General features: G+C 71.8%; 16 protein-coding genes. 3 read left to right on the top strand and 13 right to left on the bottom strand.

Translation table 11 applies throughout. The annotated features are described in order from the left end of the window. Window positions 1-36 precede the first annotated feature (36 nt). The 7 genes from truB to rimP all read right to left on the bottom strand — a co-directional run bounded on the left by truB (window position 37) and on the right by rimP (window position 7090). Window positions 37-942, bottom strand: coding sequence for a tRNA pseudouridine(55) synthase TruB (gene truB, locus BA175_RS32095; protein ID WP_069170399.1), 906 nt, complete (start codon window positions 940-942; stop codon window positions 37-39). Beyond that, the gene (gene rbfA / locus BA175_RS06825) at window positions 939-1403 is read right to left on the bottom strand and encodes a 30S ribosome-binding factor RbfA (RefSeq protein WP_069170400.1); all 465 of its coding nucleotides are present in this window, start codon (window positions 1401-1403) and stop codon (window positions 939-941) included. Before rbfA ends, truB begins: the two co-directional genes overlap by 4 nt. 15 nt (window positions 1404-1418) lie before the next feature. Continuing rightward, complete coding sequence (locus tag BA175_RS06830) at window positions 1419-1718, bottom strand: DUF503 domain-containing protein (protein ID WP_069170401.1); 300 nt, start codon at window positions 1716-1718, stop codon at window positions 1419-1421. A gap of 168 nt (window positions 1719-1886) precedes the next feature. Further along, entirely contained in the window at window positions 1887-4979 is a 3093-nt protein-coding gene (gene infB, locus BA175_RS29310) for a translation initiation factor IF-2 (protein WP_079159429.1), read from the bottom strand. 140 nt (window positions 4980-5119) lie between these two features. After that, a complete protein-coding gene (locus BA175_RS06840) occupies window positions 5120-5407 on the bottom strand; it encodes a YlxR family protein (RefSeq protein ID WP_079159430.1) in 288 nt (95 codons plus the stop codon). 142 nt (window positions 5408-5549) lie between these two features. Then, window positions 5550-6590 carry a transcription termination factor NusA gene (nusA, locus tag BA175_RS06845; RefSeq protein WP_069170404.1) on the bottom strand — a complete coding sequence of 347 codons (1041 nt, stop codon included), beginning with the start codon at window positions 6588-6590 and terminating at the stop codon, window positions 5550-5552. Window positions 6591-6592: 2 nt separating this feature from the next. Then, window positions 6593-7090, bottom strand: a complete 498-nt coding sequence (gene rimP, locus BA175_RS06850; protein WP_069170405.1) for a ribosome maturation factor RimP — start codon at window positions 7088-7090, stop codon at window positions 6593-6595. 171 nt (window positions 7091-7261) lie between these two features. Here rimP and BA175_RS06855 point away from each other — a divergent pair, with 171 nt between their 5' ends. From BA175_RS06855 to BA175_RS06865, 3 genes are read left to right on the top strand one after another with little or no spacing between them, the layout of a single operon-like run. Further along, entirely contained in the window at window positions 7262-7786 is a 525-nt protein-coding gene (locus BA175_RS06855; RefSeq protein WP_069170406.1) for a hypothetical protein, read from the top strand. Then, a complete protein-coding gene (locus tag BA175_RS06860; protein WP_069170407.1) occupies window positions 7783-8307 on the top strand; it encodes a ferritin-like domain-containing protein in 525 nt (174 codons plus the stop codon). Before BA175_RS06855 ends, BA175_RS06860 begins: the two co-directional genes overlap by 4 nt. Before the next feature lie 28 nt (window positions 8308-8335). Further along, a complete protein-coding gene (locus BA175_RS06865; protein ID WP_069170408.1) occupies window positions 8336-9256 on the top strand; it encodes an aminoglycoside phosphotransferase family protein in 921 nt (306 codons plus the stop codon). 95 nt (window positions 9257-9351) lie between these two features. Here the strand turns inward: BA175_RS06865 and BA175_RS06870 are convergent, their stop codons facing one another. The 6 genes from BA175_RS06870 to dxr all read right to left on the bottom strand — a co-directional run bounded on the left by BA175_RS06870 (window position 9352) and on the right by dxr (window position 16708). Next, the gene (locus BA175_RS06870; protein ID WP_069170409.1) at window positions 9352-11052 is read right to left on the bottom strand and encodes a proline--tRNA ligase; all 1701 of its coding nucleotides are present in this window, start codon (window positions 11050-11052) and stop codon (window positions 9352-9354) included. A 97-nt stretch (window positions 11053-11149) separates the two neighbouring features. Beyond that, window positions 11150-11722 (bottom strand): GNAT family N-acetyltransferase, encoded by a 573-nt coding sequence (locus BA175_RS06875; RefSeq protein WP_069170410.1) that lies wholly within the window; start codon window positions 11720-11722, stop codon window positions 11150-11152. Between the two features lie 29 nt (window positions 11723-11751). Next, a complete protein-coding gene (locus BA175_RS06880) occupies window positions 11752-12597 on the bottom strand; it encodes a GNAT family N-acetyltransferase (protein WP_069170411.1) in 846 nt (281 codons plus the stop codon). Between the two features lie 201 nt (window positions 12598-12798). Continuing rightward, a complete protein-coding gene (ispG, locus tag BA175_RS06885; protein WP_079159431.1) occupies window positions 12799-13956 on the bottom strand; it encodes a flavodoxin-dependent (E)-4-hydroxy-3-methylbut-2-enyl-diphosphate synthase in 1158 nt (385 codons plus the stop codon). 182 nt (window positions 13957-14138) lie between these two features. Beyond that, a complete protein-coding gene (locus BA175_RS06890) occupies window positions 14139-15449 on the bottom strand; it encodes a M50 family metallopeptidase (protein WP_069170413.1) in 1311 nt (436 codons plus the stop codon). Next, window positions 15446-16708, bottom strand: coding sequence for a 1-deoxy-D-xylulose-5-phosphate reductoisomerase (gene dxr, locus BA175_RS06895; protein ID WP_069170414.1), 1263 nt, complete (start codon window positions 16706-16708; stop codon window positions 15446-15448). Before dxr ends, BA175_RS06890 begins: the two co-directional genes overlap by 4 nt. Window positions 16709-16789: the final 81 nt, after the last annotated feature.

Raw genomic sequence — 16789 nt, forward strand, 5'->3', positions numbered from 1 at the left:
GCCCGCTCCACGACGGGACGGCTGTACGGACTCTCGTCAGGCGAAGACGGCGAGGCTCCTGGCCTTGCCCTTCTGCTCCTCGACCAGCACGAGGAAGGTCCCGTCGGGCCCGAAGACGGCGACCGGCCCGGGCGGAGAGGCCGGCATGTCCAGCCGTACGCCGTTGAGCAGCAGCCTGGCCCGTTTCTCGTCCACGTCCCACCGGGGGAACGCGGAGGCGGCCGCCTCGGACACCGGCATCACCGTCAGCTCCTGCTGGTGCTGCTCGAGCGTCCTGGCGGCGTCGAGCCCGTACGGGCCGACCCGGGTGCGCCGCAGCGCGGTCAGATGCCCGCCGACGCCGAGCCCGGCGCCGAGGTCGCGGGCCAGCGCCCGGACGTACGTCCCCGAGGAGCAGACGACCGAGACGACCAGGTCGACGACGGGCGTGCCGTCCTCCGCGACGGCCTCGCGGACGTCGTAGACGCGGAAGGAGGAGATGGTCACCGGGCGGGCGGGGATCTCGAACTCCTCGCCGCCCCGCACCCGGGCGTACGAGCGCTTGCCGTCGATCTTGATGGCGCTGACCTTGGACGGCACCTGCATGATCGCGCCCGTCAGCGCGGCGACCCCGGCGTCGATGCCCTCCCGCGTCACGCCCGAGGCGTCGGTGGACGAGGTGACCTCGCCCTCCGCGTCATCGGTGACGGTGTCCTGGCCGAGCCGGATCGTCCCGAGGTACTCCTTCTCGGTCAGTGCGAGATGGCCGAGCAGCTTCGTCGCCCTCTCGACGCCGAGCACCAGGACGCCGGTGGCCATCGGGTCCAGCGTGCCGGCGTGACCGACCCTGCGGGTGCGGGCGATACCGCGCATCTTGGCCACGACGTCGTGCGAGGTGAAGCCGGACGGCTTGTCGACGATGACAAGGCCGTCCGGCGTCCTGTCCTGCTTGTTCTGCGTCATGCGGACGGCGAACCCTCGTCGTTCCCGTCGGACTCGTCGTCCTCGGGCTTGCGGTACGGGTCCGCGTCACCGGCGTAGGCCGCGCCGGAGGACGCCTCGCGGACCTTGGCGTCCGAGGCGCGTGCCCGGTCGAGCAGATCCTCGATCGCCTTGGCGTTGTCCGGCAGGGCGTCCGCCACGAAGGACAGGGTGGGCGTGAACTTCGTCCCCGCCGCCGCGCCGACCGCCGAGCGCAGGACGCCCTTGGCGCTCTCCAGGCCGGCGGCCGCGCTCGCCCGCTCCTCGTCGTCACCGTAGACCGTGTAGAAGACCGTGGCCTCCCGCAGGTCGCCGGTGACACGGGTGTCCGTGACGGTCACGTGTGTGCCCAGACGCGGGTCCTTGATACCGCGCTGCAGTTTCTCGGCGACCACCACCTGGATGAGGTCCGCCAGTTTCTTTGCCCGCGCGTTGTCGGCCACTGGTCCTTCTCCTTCTCAGCCATCGTCTTCGTCGCTGTGCAGCCGCCGTCGTACGGACAGCAGCTCCACCTCAGGCCGGTTCGCGATCATGCGTTCGCACCGGTCGAGTACGTCTGTGAGGTGTCCGGTGTCCCCGGAGACCACGGCAAGACCGATCTCGGCCCTGCGATAGAGGTCCTGGTCGCCCGTCTCCGCGACGCTCACCCCGAACCTGCGGTGGATCTCGGCGACGATCGGGCGGACGACGGAGCGTTTCTCCTTCAGCGACCGTACGTCGCCGAGGAGAAGGTCGAAGGACAGAGTCCCCACATACATGAATGTCCGGATGTCCCGCCGGTTCGGGGTCTGGGCCCCGCCATCGCTTGGCGGGGACACCAGAACCGTACACGGAACGGCCGGGGCCGATCGACGGGAATACGACCCGTCGACCGGCCCCGACCTCCCAGGAGGGACCGGGAGTCACCCCCCGGCCCTCCCCGTGGATCAGCCTCGCGGCTTCTCGCGCATCTCGTACGTCGCGATGACGTCGTCGATCTTGATGTCGTTGAAGTTCCCGAGGTTGATACCGCCCTCGAAGCCTTCGCGGATCTCGGTGACGTCGTCCTTGAAACGGCGCAGACCGGAGATGTTGAGGTTCTCCGCGATGACCTTGCCATCACGCAGCAGGCGCGCCTTGGTGTTGCGCTTGACCTCACCGGAGCGGACCAGCACACCGGCGATGTTGCCCAGCTTGGACGAGCGGAAGATCTCGCGGATCTCCGCCGTGCCGAGCTCGACCTCTTCGTACTCCGGCTTGAGCATGCCCTTGAGGGCCGCTTCGATCTCTTCGATCGCCTGGTAGATGACCGAGTAGTACCGGACGTCCACGCCCTCGCGCTCGGCCATCTGCTCGGCACGCCCTGCGGCGCGCACGTTGAAGCCGATCACGATGGCGTCGGAGCCGGTCGCCAGGTTGATGTCCGACTCGGTGACCGCACCCACACCGCGGTGCAGGACCCGGATGTCGACCTCTTCACCGACGTCGAGCTGGAGCAGCGAGGACTCGAGAGCCTCCACCGAACCGGACGCGTCGCCCTTGATGATGAGGTTGAGCTCCTGGACCAGACCGGCCTTGAGCGCCTCGTCCAGGTTCTCCAGGGAGAACCGGACACCCTTGCGGGCGAAGTTGGCGTTGCGCTCACGGGCGGCACGCTTCTCGGCGATCTGACGGGCCGTACGGTCCTCGTCGACCACCAGGAAGTTGTCGCCGGCACCCGGCACGTTGGTGAGACCCAGTACCAGGACGGGGGTCGAGGGACCCGCTTCCTGGACGTTGTTGCCGTTGTCGTCGAGCATCGCCCGGACACGGCCGTACGCGTCGCCGACGACCATCGTGTCACCGATGCGCAGCGTGCCGCGCTGGACGAGGACGGTCGAGACGGCACCGCGGCCGCGGTCGAGGTGGGACTCGATCGCAATACCCTGCGCGTCCTGCTCCGGGTTGGCCCGCAGGTCGAGCGAGGCGTCGGCGGTGAGGACGACGGCCTCCAGCAGTGCCTCGATGTTGAGGCCCTGCTTGGCGGAGATGTCGACGAACATCGTGTCGCCGCCGTACTCCTCGGCCACCAGACCGAACTCGGTGAGCTGACCGCGCACCTTGGTCGGGTCGGCACCCTCGACGTCGATCTTGTTGACCGCGACCACGATCGGCACGTCGGCCGCCTTGGCGTGGTTCAGCGCCTCGATCGTCTGGGGCATCACACCGTCGTTCGCCGCCACCACGAGGATCGCGATGTCGGTGGACTTCGCACCACGGGCACGCATGGCGGTGAACGCCTCGTGACCCGGGGTGTCGATGAAGGTGATACGGCGGTCCTCGCCGTTGACCTCGGAGGAGACCTGGTACGCACCGATGTGCTGCGTGATACCGCCGGCCTCGCCCGCGACGACGTTCGTCTTGCGGATCGCGTCCAGCAGCCGGGTCTTACCGTGGTCGACGTGACCCATGACAGTCACGACCGGCGGACGGGAGACCAGGGCCTCCTCGCCGCCCTCGTCCTCGCCGAACTCGATGTCGAAGGACTCGAGCAGCTCGCGGTCCTCCTCCTCGGGGCTGACGATCTCGAGGACGTAGTTCATCTCCTCGGCGAGGAGCTTCAGCGTCTCGTCGGAGACGGACTGTGTCGCCGTGACCATCTCGCCGAGGTTCATCATCACGGCGACGAGCGACGCCGGGTTGGCGTTGATCTTCTCCGCGAAGTCGGTGAGGGAGGCACCGCGCGACAGACGGACGGCCTGTCCGTTGCCGCGGGGCAGCATGACGCCGCCGACCGACGGGGCCTGCATGGCCTCGTACTCCTGGCGCCTCTGCCGCTTCGACTTACGGCCACGACGCGCGGGACCGCCGGGACGGCCGAACGCACCCTGTGTGCCACCACGGGCACCCGGGCCGCCGGGACGTCCACCGAAGCCGGGACGGCCGCCGAAGCCGCCGCCACCGCCGGGACGGCCTGCGCCGCCACCGCCACCGGGACCACCGGGACGGCCTGCGAAGCCGCCACCGCCGCCACCGGGACCGGCCGGACGGCCTGCGAAGCCGCCGCCACCGGGACGACCGCCGCCGCCACCGGGACGACCGCCGCCGCCACCGGGACCACGGCCACCGCCACCGGGACCACCGCCGGGACGCGGACCCGCGGCGGGACGCTGCGGCATCATGCCCGGGTTCGGACGGTTACCCGAGGGGGCACCGCCCGGCCGGGGAGCCTGCGGACGGGGCATGCCGCCGGGGGAAGGACGTGCGCCACCCTGGCCCTGCGGGCGCGGGGCGCCGCCGGGACCACCCTGCGGGCGCGGGGCGCCGGGGCGCTCCTGACCGCCGCCGGGGCGCGGGGCACCGCCGGGACGGGGCGCCTGGGGGCGCGCCATGCCGGTGGAACCGCCGGAGGTGAAGGGGTTGTTGCCCGGACGAGGGCCGGCCGGGCGTGCGCCGGGCCGTCCGGAGGCACCCGGTGCGCCCTGGCCGGCGGGACGCGCGGGGCGGTCGCCGCCACGCTCGCCACCACGGCCGCCGTCACGCTGACCGCCGGCCGGAGCCGGACGGGCGGGGCGGGGACCGGGGGTGGCACCCGAGGGACGCGGGGCCTGCTGGGGTGCGGCCGGCTGCTGGGCCGGGGCCGGTGCCGAGAACTCGGCGGCGGGCACCGGAGTGACCGGGGCCGGCTTCGGCGCGGGCTTCGGGCCCGGACGCGGGCCTGCGGAGGGTGCCGCGGGGGTGCTGCTCACCGGGGTCTCGGCCGCGGCCGGCTTGGGGGCCGGGGCGCCGGGCTTCGGGGCAGCGGGACGTGCCGCAGCGGCCGGGGAGGGCGCTGCGGGCTTCGCGGGGGCGGCCTTGCGGGGCGCCCCGGGCTTCGCAGCGGACCTGCCGGCGTTGCCGCCGGGCCCCTGCAGTGCGTCGGTCAACTTGCGTACAACCGGCGCCTCGATCGTCGAGGACGCCGAACGGACGAATTCACCGAGTTCTTGGAGCTTGGCCATGACGACCTTGCTCTCGACGCCGAACTCCTTGGCGAGTTCGTATACCCGGACCTTAGCCACTTCGCTCCTTTTAGGTCCGGGTTACCGCCGGACCGTCGCTACTTCATGGGCGTACTCATCGCGTACTCATCGAGTGCTCATCGCAATCTCGACCTACTTCCAACTCGCGAGGTACCTGACCGCACGGGGACCCGTGCCGTTCATTTTTCCTGCTGTGTCACCCGCTCGACGAACCGCTGCAGTACCGCGGTGCCGAACGGCCCCTTGGCCTTGAAGGCCCGGGGGAATGCCCGGCGGCGGACCGCCAGGTCGAGACAGACGGAGGCGGGGTGCAGATACGCACCCCGGCCGGGCAGCGTACCGCGTGGATCAGGGACGACCTCTCCCTCGTCCACCACGGTGCGCAGCAGCTCGCTCTTGGCCGCCCGCTCCCGGCATCCCACACAGGTTCGCTCGGGGCAAGCGCGGGCGTGCGTCCGGCCAGACACGTCTAAGTCTACCTCCCCGCACCGACCTCACCCCTGCGGGGCAAAAATCGAACGGATGTTGTCGTGATCTCAGCGGCTTCGCGCCTCGATCTATTCCTTCGTCCCTTGCCCGGGGCGGTCCGCACCGGGCAAGGCGGCCAGGTCAGCCGCGCTCCGCACGCTCCCGGGCACGCTCGGCCCGCTCGCGGTCGGCCGTCTCCCGCTCGGCGTCGGTCTCGGTGTCCGGGCGGATGTCGATGCGCCAGCCGGTGAGCCGCGCGGCGAGGCGGGCGTTCTGGCCCTCCTTGCCGATGGCCAGGGAGAGCTGGTAGTCGGGGACAGTGACCCGGGCGGAACGGGTGCCGAGGTCCACGACCTCGACCTTGCTCACCCGGGCGGGTGACAGCGCGTTGGCCACCATCTCGGCGGGGTCGTCGGACCAGTCCACGATGTCGATCTTCTCGCCGTGCAGCTCGGCCATGACGTTGCGCACCCGGCTGCCCATCGGGCCGATGCAGGCGCCCTTGGGGTTCAGGCCGGCCCGGGTGGAGCGTACGGCGATCTTGGTGCGGTGGCCGGCCTCGCGTGCGATGGCCTCGATGACGACCGAGCCGTCCGCGATCTCCGGGACCTCCAGCGCGAAGAGCTTCTTCACCAGGTTCGGGTGCGTGCGGGACAGCGTCACGGAGGGACCGCGCACACCCTTGGCCACGCGTACGACGTAGGTGCGCAGCCGCAGGCCGTGGGTGTACTCCTCGCCCGGCACCTGCTCCTGGACCGGCAGGATCGCCTCCAGCTTGCCGATGTCGACCAGGACGTTCTTCGGGTCCTTGCCCTGCTGGACGACGCCGGTGACGACGTCGCCCTCGTGGCCCGCGTACTCGCCGAACGTCCTGTCGTCCTCGGCGTCGCGCAGCCGCTGCAGGATGACCTGCTTGGCGGTGGTCGCGGCGATACGGCCGAAGCCGGACGGGGTGTCGTCGAACTCCTTGGGCTCCTGGCCCTCCTCGAGGTCGGCCGGGTCCTCCTTCGCCCACACCGTGACGTGGCCGCCGGCGTCCAGCTCCACCCGCGCACGGCGGTGGCTGCCCTCGGTGCGGTGGTACGCGATGAGGAGGGCCGACTCGATCGCCCCGACGAGCACGTCGAAGGGGATCTCCTTGTCCTGCGCCAAGCCCTTCAGAAGCTTCACATCGATGTCCACGGCTACGCCTCCTCTTCCTTCTTGTCCTTGCGGTTGAATTCGATCTCCACGCGGGCCTTGGCGATGTCGCCGAAGGCCACGCGGCGTGCCGTGGGCTTGCGGCCCTTGACGCCCGGCACCTCGAGGTCCAGCCCTTCGTCGTCGACCCCGAGGATGCGGGCGACCAGTTCCCCGCCGTCGTGGAGGGTCAGTCCGGCCAGCCGGCCGACGGCCCGTACGTAGTGGCGGTGCTCGGTCAACGGGCGCTCGGCACCCGGAGAGCTCACTTCCAGGACGTACTCGCCCTCACCCATCGCGTCGGTCGCGTCGAGCGTCTCGGAGATGGTGCGGCTCAGCTCGGCGCAGGTGTCGAGCTCCACGCCGTCGTCGGAGTCCACGACGACCCGCAGCACCCGGCGGCGGCCTGCCCGGGAGACCTCGATCTCCTCGAGGTCCAGCTCCTTGGCGCTGACGAGCGGTTCGAGCAGCCCGCGCAGCCTCTCGCTCTCGGTCGTGCTCATCCGGGTGACTCCTCGGCCGCGTGTGCTGTTGTGGGGATCGTCGCGTGTCAGGTCAAAGGGTATCCGGTCCGCAGGGGTGTTGCCGTCCGCCTCCCGCCCGGACGCGGGTACGCTCGCCTGCGGTGATCACTTCCAGACAGAAACCGTCATAAAGCGGCTCGAAGGAGACAAGTGCGGCGCACGGGGACGACGCGCAGGGGTGCGTTGACGACGACGGGAGCCCTCGCCCTGGGCGCCGTCCTGACCGGCTGCGGCGACGGCGGGGACGGCGGGGAACGACGGAAACCGGCCGGCGCGGATGCCCGGACGGCCTCGCTCCGCGCCCAGAAGGCACTCCGGGCGGCCGCCGCCCGGGCCAGCGCCGCGCTGCTCACCCGGTACGAGAGGGCCGCGTCCGCCCACCCGGCCACGGCGGCCGGCCTCGCGCCCCTGAGCGCCGCCGTGCGGGAGCACGCCGCGGCCCTGGGCGCGCCCGTGAGGGCCACCACGCCCGCACCCGTGGACCCGGCGGCCGCCCCCGACGCGAGGACGGCACTCAAGGAGCTGGCCGCCGCGGAGCGGGCCCTGGCCGACGACCGCGCCAGGGCCCTGCTGGAGGCCGAACCGGAACTGGCCCGCCTGCTGGCCTCGCTCGCCGCGGCCGGTGCCGTCCACGCGTACCTGCTCAACGAACTGGCCGAGGAGACGCCGTCATGACACGAGGGGCCGGACGGGAAGGGCGGGACCGGGCCGCGGACGGCGACGCGTCGGGGACGCTGCGCGCCGCCCAGGCCGCACTCGCCGCCGAACACGCCGCGGTGTACGGCTACGGGGTGCTGGGCGGCCGTCTGGAAGGCGGCCGGCGCGCCGAGGCGGCAGCCGCCCACGCCGGGCACCGGGCACGGCGGGACGCGCTGGTGCGGACGGTGGGCGGTCTGGGCGGCAGGCCGGTGGCGGCGGACGCGGCGTACGCGCTGCCGTTCGCGGTGCGGGACCCGGCGGGCGCGATGCGGCTCGCCGCCGTGCTGGAGGACCGGGTCGCGGGTGTCTACTCCGACCTCGTACGGGCAGCCCGGGGCCCGCTCCGGCAGGAGGCCGCGGGGGCGCTGCGGGAGGCCGCCGTGCGTGCCGTGCGCTGGCGCGGCAGCGGCGTAGCCTTTCCGGGGCTCGCCGAGAAGGCCGGGGCACATCCGCCGGAGACCACGGCGGAGGCAGGCGCCGAGGGCGTCACGCCCTGAAGCAGCTCTGAAAGGGAACAAGGCAGGTATGGGTTTCGAACCGCCGCAGCGTCTGGTGCGAGCGCTCGGCGAGACGTACGGGGAAGCGGCCGCCGCCGACTGGCTGGGCAGGCTCCCCGCGCTCACCGAGGAGGCACTGTCGGCGGCGGGACACGACGTCGCCGTGGACCGGGTGGTCGCGCCCGGCGGGCGCAGCAGCCTCGTCCTCCTGGTGCACCGCCGGGACGGCACACCCGCCGTGCTGAAGATCGCGCCCGCCGGCGCCGCCCCCGCCCTGGAACGGGCGGCTCTCGCGCAGTGGGACGGGTGGGGCGCGGTGCGGCTCCTGACGCCCGGGGACGGCGCGGCGCCCGAGGGCTCCCTGCTGCTGGAGCGGCTGCACCACGAGGTGTCCCTGCGCTCCCTGCCCGACGCCAAGGCCCTGCTGGAGGCGGCGGGCACGGTGCGGCGCCTGTGGGTCGAGCCCCCGCCCGGTCATCCCTACGAGTCCGTCCAGGAGCGCACCGGCCGGCAGGCCGGGCCGATGCTGGCCGTCGCCGCGGCCGATCCGGCGCTGGAGCCCCTGGTCTCCGAAGCCCTGGCGGCCCGCGCGGAACTGGTCGCGTACGCCCCGGAACTCCTGCTGCTGCACGGCAACTTCCGGCAGAGCAAGGTGCTCTCCGGCGAGCGGTCCCCGTGGCTCGCGGTCGGCCCGGAGCCCCTGGTGGGTGAGCGCGCGTACGACCTGGCACGACTGGTACGCGACCGGGTCGAGGACCTGATCGCCTCGCCCGGCGGTGCGGCGACCGCCCGCCGGCGGATCAGGAAGCTCGCGGACTCCCTGGAGGTGGACCAGGCGCGGCTGCGCGGCTGGACGCTGTTCCGGGCCGTGGAGTCCGGCACACGTGCGCTGGCGGCGGGGCGCCGCCAGGACGGCGAACTCTCGCTGGAGTTCGCAGGCTGGCTCTGAGCGGGCGGTCCGGACCGCGTTCCCGGACGGCGGCCGGACCGTCCGTCACGGCGGAGGCCCCCCACGCGCTCGCGTGGGGGGCCTCCGCCGCCGGTTCAGGCCCGGGCGGCCAGACGGGCGACCGCCTCCTCGACGGTGAGCTCCTCGCGCTCGCCCGTGCGGCGGTCCTTCAGCTCCAGGACGCCCTCGGCGGAGCGGCGGCCGGCGACGAGGATCTTCGGGACGCCGATCAGCTCGGCGTCGGTGAACTTCACACCGGGCGAGACACCCGCGCGGTCGTCGACCATGACCCGGACACCTGCGGCGTTCAGCTTCTCGGCCACGTCGAGGGCCAGCTCCGTCTGGAGCACCTTGCCGGCGGCGACGACGTGGACGTCGGCCGGCGCGACCTCGCGGGGCCAGCACAGGCCCTTCTCGTCCGCGGTCTGCTCGGCCAGCGCGGCCACGGCGCGCGAGACGCCGATGCCGTACGAGCCCATGGTGACGCGCACGGGCTTGCCCTGCTGGCCGAGGACGTCGAGGGCGAAGATGTCGGTGTACTTGCGGCCCAGCTGGAAGATGTGGCCGATCTCGATGGCGCGGTCCACCTGGAGGCCGGCGCCGCAGTTGGGGCAGGGGTCGCCCGCCTCGACGACGACGACGTCGAGGTAGTCGTCGACCTCGAAGTCCCGGCCCGCGACGACGTTCTTCGCGTGCGTGTTCTCCTTGTTGGCGCCGGTGATCCAGGCGGTGCCGGGGGCGACGCGGGGGTCGGCGATGTAGCGGACCTTCTCCAGACCCTGCGGGCCGACGTAGCCGCGCACCAGGTCGGGGCGGCCCACGAAGTCCTCGGCGGTGACGAGCTCGACGACGGCCGGGGCGAGGTGCTCGCCGAGCTTGCCGAGGTCGACCTCGCGGTCACCGGGCACGCCCACGGCCACGATCTCGCCGTCGACCTTGACCAGCAGGTTCTTCAGGGTGGCGGAGGCCGGGACGCCGAGGTGGGCGGCGAGCGTCTCGATGGTGGGGGTGTCCGGGGTGTCGAGCTCCTCGACGGGGCCGGCCGCCGAGGCGTCCGCGGCGGTGGCCTTGTAGGTCACCGCCTCGGTGTTGGCGGCGTAGTCGCAGTTCGGGCAGTCGACGAAGGTGTCCTCCCCGGCGGGTGCCGGGGCGAGGAACTCCTCGGACGCGGAGCCGCCCATGGCGCCGGAGACGGCCGAGACGATGCGGTGGTCGAGGCCGAGCCGCTCGAAGATCCGGATGTAGGCGGCGCGGTGCAGCTGGTACGCCTCGACGAGGCCTTCGTCCGTGGTGTCGAAGGAGTACGAGTCCTTCATCTGGAACTCGCGGCCGCGCAGGACACCGGCGCGGGGGCGGGCCTCGTCGCGGTACTTGGTCTGGATCTGGTAGAGGATCACGGGCAGGTCCTTGTAGGACGAGCACATGTCCTTGACGACCTGGGTGAAGATCTCCTCGTGGGTGGGACCGAGGAGATAGTCGCTGCCCTTGCGGTCCTGGAGCCGGAACAGCAGGTCGCCGTACTCGTCGTACCGGCCGCTGGCCTCGTACGCCTCCTTGGGCAGCAGGGCGGGCAGCAGCACCTCCTGGCCGCCGATGGCGTCCATCTCCTCGCGGACGACGCGGGTGACGTTCTCGAGGACCTTCTTGCCGAGCGGGAGCCAGGTCCAGATGCCGGCCGCGGTGCGACGTACGTACCCGGCCCGGACGAGGAGCTTGTGGTTGAGCGTCTCGGCGTCCGCCGGGTCGTCGCGCAGTGTCTTGATCATCAATCGGGACATGCGCTGGACCTGGGCCATGATGAACTCCTGCTCGCAAGGGTGATGGCCCGAGGTTAGCCGGGCGCCCCGCGCGGGCGGAAATCCATAACGCCCGGTGGCCGGGTGAAGCGGCGTCTCAGCGGCGGAGCGGAAGAGGCGCGCCCATCACCGCGTACGGCTTCGGGGCACCGGGGAAGAGCACCTGCCGGGCCAGGTCCTGGTAGCCGAGCGACCGGTACAGGCCCCGGGCCGGGCTGTCGGTGTCGATCGCGGAGAGGATGGAACGGGGCTGGTCGACGGCGTCCGTGATGGTGGTGATCAGGCGCCGGCCGATGCCGCGCTGCTGGAAGTCCGGATGGACGTGGAGTTCGGTGATCACGAACGAGTCGTCGAGCCAGGCCTCGGAGCCGGTGGCGCGGAGGTAGGGCTCGACGACCGTGGACCACCAGTGCGCGCGGTCGTTGGGGAGCCCGTAGACGAACCCGACGAGCCGTCCCGCGGCGGTGGTGGCCCCGAGGGCGCGGGCCCGCGGGTGGTCGAGGTGCCTGAGGACGATGTGGCGGCGCACGGCGATCTCGTCCTCGCCGAGACCGAAGGCACGGGCCTGCACGTCCAGCGCCTCGTCGACACGGGCGGCGAGGTCGACCGGTCCGACCAGGATGCCTGGGGCCCCGGAGCCCCTGGGGGATGCGGGGGTTGCTGCTGCCATGCCGGAACCCTACTGGCCGGGTCCCGCGGTCAGAACAGCACGCTCATGAACGCACCGGTCTCCCGGAAGCCGACGCGGCTGTAGGACCTGCGTGCGGCGGTGTTGTAGTCGTTCACGTAGAGGCTGACGACGGGGGCCACATCGGCCAGCGCGTACCGCAGGACGGCCGCCATGCCGCTCTCGGAGAGTCCGCGCCCGCGGTGCGCGGGTGCGACCCAGACGCCCTGGATCTGGCAGGCGCGGGAGGTCGCGGCGCCGATCTCCGCCTTGAAGACGACCTCCCCGTCCTCTATGCGGGCGAAGGAGCGGCCGGCGGCGATCAGCTCGGCGACCCGCGCCTGGTAGAGCAGCCCGCCGTCACCGGCCAGCGGGGAGATCCCGACCTCCTCGGTGAACATGGCCACGCAGGCGGGCATGAGGACGTCCATCTCGTCCTTGCGGACCCGGCGTACGAGAGGGTCGGGCGCGACCTCCGCGGAGGGGCCCTCGGTGACCATGAGCGGCTGGTTCGGCCTGACCTCGCGGGCGGGTCCCCAGCTCGGTTCGAGCAGGCGCCACAGCTGGGCCGTCGGGCCGGCCGGGCCGACGATGGACGAGCAGCGGCGGCCGGCCCGCCGGGCACGGTCGGCGAAGCCCCTGACGGCTTCCGGTGTGGCGCAGATCGGGACGAGGTTGGCGCCGGAATAGCAGAGCGACGTCAGCCGTCCGTCGGCGTACCAGCCCCACATCTCGCCGCCCAGGCGCCAGGGGTCGAGCCCGGCGATCTGCACGCGGGACGTCACGAACGCGTTGTCCACGGGTTCGCTCTCGAGGATGGCGAGCGCGGCGGGGAGCTCGCCGGGGTCGAGGACCCGGGTAGTGGTCTGCGTCAACACTAAGGGGCCTCACCATACGGTCTGCTGATTTCCGCACTGTACCGAACAAGCCTGGGCGACGCCGCCCCCGAGAGGGGCACCGGCTCCGGACAACGCGGCACCCCGAAACGCGTGATCCCCGCAACTCCCTGGATTCCAGGGCGTTGCGGGGATCACGGGAACCGGCCGTGGTCCTGCGGGCCGGCCGTCAGGCAGGAGGGGTCAGCCCGCGATGGAGACCTGGGGCTCGCCGGAGGCGATGCCGTCCTTCTCCATCTGTTCGGCGATCTTCATGGCCTCCTCGATGAGGGTCTCCACGATCTTCGACTCGGGGACGGTCTTGATGACCTCGCCCTTCACGAAGATCTGCCCCTTGCCGTTGCCCGAGGCCACCCCCAGATCGGCCTCACGGGCCTCGCCGGGACCGTTCACCACACAGCCCATCACGGCGACGCGCAGCGGGACCTCCATGCCCTCCAGGCCCGCGCTCACCTCGTCCGCGAGCTTGTACACGTCCACCTGCGCCCGCCCGCACGACGGGCAGGACACGATCTCCAGACGCCGCTGCTTGAGGTTCAGCGCCTCCAGGATCTGCAGACCGACCTTGACCTCCTCCGCCGGCGGAGCCGACAGCGAGACGCGGATCGTGTCCCCGATCCCCTCCGACAGCAGCGCCCCGAACGCCACCGCGGACTTGATCGTCCCCTGGAAGGCCGGACCCGCCTCCGTCACCCCGAGGTGCAGCGGGTAGTCGCACTGCGCGGCCAGCTGGCGGTAGGCGTTCACCATCACGACCGGGTCGTTGTGCTTCACCGAGATCTTGATGTCCCGGAACCCGTGCTCCTCGAACAGCGACGCCTCCCACAGCGCCGACTCCACCAGCGCCTCCGGCGTCGCCTTGCCGTACTTCCTCAGCAGCCGCGCGTCCAGCGATCCCGCGTTCACGCCGATCCGGATCGGGGTGCCCGCGTCCCCCGCGGCCTTCGCGATCTCCTTGACCTTGTCGTCGAACTGCTTGATGTTCCCCGGGTTCACCCGCACCGCCGCGCATCCCGCGTCGATCGCCGCGAACACGTACTTCGGCTGGAAGTGGATGTCCGCGATCACCGGGATCTGCGACTTCCTCGCGATCGTCGCCAGCGCGTCCGCGTCGTCCTGGGTGGGACACGCCACCCGCACGATCTGGCACCCCGACGCGGTCAGCTCCGCGATCTGCTGCAACGTCGCCCCGATGTCCGACGTACGCGTCGTCGTCATCGACTGCACCGACACCGGTGCGTCCCCGCCGACCGCCACCGACCCGACCTGGATCTGACGGCTGACCCGTCGGTCGGCGAGCTTGGTCGGAACGGCCGGCATTCCGAGAGAAATCGCAGTCATGCGCTGAGCATCCCCAAGGTGTGGATCGGTGTGGATCGAGGTCCCGAGAAGGGTGGACTCCGGGCTTCGAGGTTACGTCACCGGAGGTCATCCGGGCGCACCACCGTCGTCGGAGCCGCCGCATGGCGGGCGGCCGGACGCCATCCGTGTGACCGGCCGCCTCCCCCGGGACGGGTGAGCTGTCAGGTGATCTTCACCGGGTTCACGATGTCCGCGACGAGGACGAGCAGCGTGAAGCAGATGAAGACGCCGGCGACGACGTAGGCGACCGGCATGAGCTTGGCCACGTCGAACGGGCCGGGGTCGGGCCGCCGGAAGACCCGGGCCACGTTGCGGCGCAGCGATTCCCAGAGCGCGCCCGCGATGTGCCCGCCGTCCAGCGGCAGCAGGGGCAGCATGTTGAAGAGGAACAGCGAGAGGTTGAAGCCGGCCAGCAGGAACAGCATCATCGCGATCTGGTTCTGCGCCGGGACGTCGAGGTTCATCACCTCGCCGCCGATCCTGGCCGCGCCGACCACGCCGACCGGCGAGTCGTCTGCGCGCTCGCCGTCGCTGAACGCCGCGTTCCACAGGTCGGGGATCTTGGAGGGCAGGGCGATGATCGAATCGACGCCGTTCTCGATCATGTCGCCCATGCGGACGACCGAGTCGCCGAAGGAGAGCGGAAGGATCTCGGTCTTGGCGGCGAAGCCGAGGTACCCGGCGCTGACGTACTGGCCGGGGACGACCTCGCCGTGGGAGTCCTTCCTGGCTACGGCGTTCTTCTGGAGTACGGCGTTCAGGGTCTGTTCCCTGCCGTCACGCTCCACGGTGATGGTGGCCGGGCCGATGGTCTGCCGGATCCGGTCCGAGAGGGTGGCCCAGTCGTCGATCCGCTGTCCGTCGAAGGCGACGATCGTGTCGCCCTCGCGGAGCCCGGCGGCCCGGGCGGGCGAGACGGGGTCGGACGCCTTGCAGGCGTCGCGGTTCTCGCTCTGGGCGATCACGCACTTCTGGACGCCCGCGACCTCGGTGGTCTGGGTCTGGAAACCGAAGGTCATCGCCACGCCCATGAAGATCGCGACCGCCAGCACCAGGTTCATGAAGGGCCCGGCGAACATCACGATCACGCGCTTCCAGGGCTTGCGCGTGTAGAAGAGGCGTGAGTCGTCGCCCGGCTGCAGTTCCTCGAAGGCGGCCGACCGGGCGTCCTCGATCATGCCCCGCCAGGGTGAGGTGGAACGCGCTTCGAGCCTGCCGTCGGGACCGGGCGGGAACATGCCGATCATCCGGATGTAACCGCCCGCGGGGATGGCCTTGATGCCGTACTCGGTGTCGCCCTTCCTCCGCGACCAGATGGTCGGGCCGAAGCCGACCATGTACTGGGGCACCCGGATGCCGAAGAGCTTGGCGGTCGAGAGGTGGCCGAGTTCGTGCCAGGCGATCGAGAACAGCAGACCCACGGCGAAGATGGCGATCCCCAGGACCGTCATCAGGATCGTCGTCATACTCATGCGTGCGCCTCCGCTGTCGCTTCCGCCGAGAGCTCCCGGGCCCGGGCCCGGGCCCAGGTCTCCGCTTCGAGGACGTCCGCGACCGTCAGTGAAGTTCCCGTGGCGGGGGTGCCGTGTTCGGTCACCACCGTGGTGACCGTATCCATGATGCCGTTGAACGGCAGCCGTCCCGCCAGGAACGCCTCCACGCACTCCTCGTTGGCGGCGTTGAACACCGCGGGGGCGGTACCGCCCAGCGCGCCCACGTGCCGCGCGAGCCCGACGGAGGGGAACGCCTCGGTGTCCAGCGGGAAGAACTCCCAGCTGGAGGCCGTCGTCCAGTCGAACGCGGGGGCCGCGTCCGGAACCCTCTCGGGCCAGCCCAGACCGATGGCGATGGGGCCCCGCATGTCGGGCGGGGTCGCCTGGGCGAGGGTGGAGCCGTCGGTGAACTCCACCATCGAGTGGACGTACGACTGGGGGTGGACCACGACCTCGATGCGGTCGAACGGGATGTCGTAGAGGAGGTGCGCCTCGATGACCTCCAGGCCCTTGTTGACGAGCGTCGCCGAGTTGACCGTGATGACGGGGCCCATCGCCCACGTCGGGTGCGCCAGGGCCTGCTCGCGGGTCACGTCGGCCAGCTCGCTCCGGGTGCGTCCGCGGAACGGCCCGCCGGAGGCGGTCACGACGAGCTTGCGGACGTCGGCGCGGGTGCCCGCGGCCAGCGCCTGGAAGAGCGCGGCGTGTTCGGAGTCGACCGGGATGATCTGCCCCGGGGCGGCCAGGGCCTTCACCAGCGGGCCGCCGACGATCAGCGACTCCTTGTTGGCGAGGGCGAGGGTGCGGCCCGCCCTCAGCGCGGCGAGTGTCGGGGCGAGACCGATCGAGCCGGTGATGCCGTTCAGCACGGTGTGGCAGTCGCTCGCGGCGAGCTCCGCGGCGGCGTCGGGGCCGGCGAGGACGGTGGGGAGCGGCTCCCCCGCTCCGTAACGCTCGCGCAGGGCCTCGCGCAGGGCGGGTGCCTTGTCCGGGTCGGCGACCGCCACGGTCCGCACCCGCAGCCGCCGCGCCTGGTCGGCGAGGAGGCCGACCCGGCCTCCCGCGGCGGAGAGAGCGGTGACGCGGAAGCGGTCGGGGTTGCGGAGCACCAGGTCGATGGCCTGGGTGCCGATGGACCCGGTGGAGCCGAGGATCACCAGATCCCGGCGGCCTTGCGCGGCGTCGAAGACGAGATGCGGGTCGGCGAGGGGTGCGGGGCTGTCGCTCATGCGCCCCATTGTCGCCGCCCCGGCTGTGCGCGAGGACACGGCGTCCCGGACAGCGCGTACGTCAGGCCCGGCCGGCACGGAATTTCCTCC

The organism is Streptomyces griseus (assembly GCF_001715295.1).
Classification (GTDB): Bacteria; Actinomycetota; Actinomycetes; order Streptomycetales; family Streptomycetaceae; genus Streptomyces; species Streptomyces griseus_G.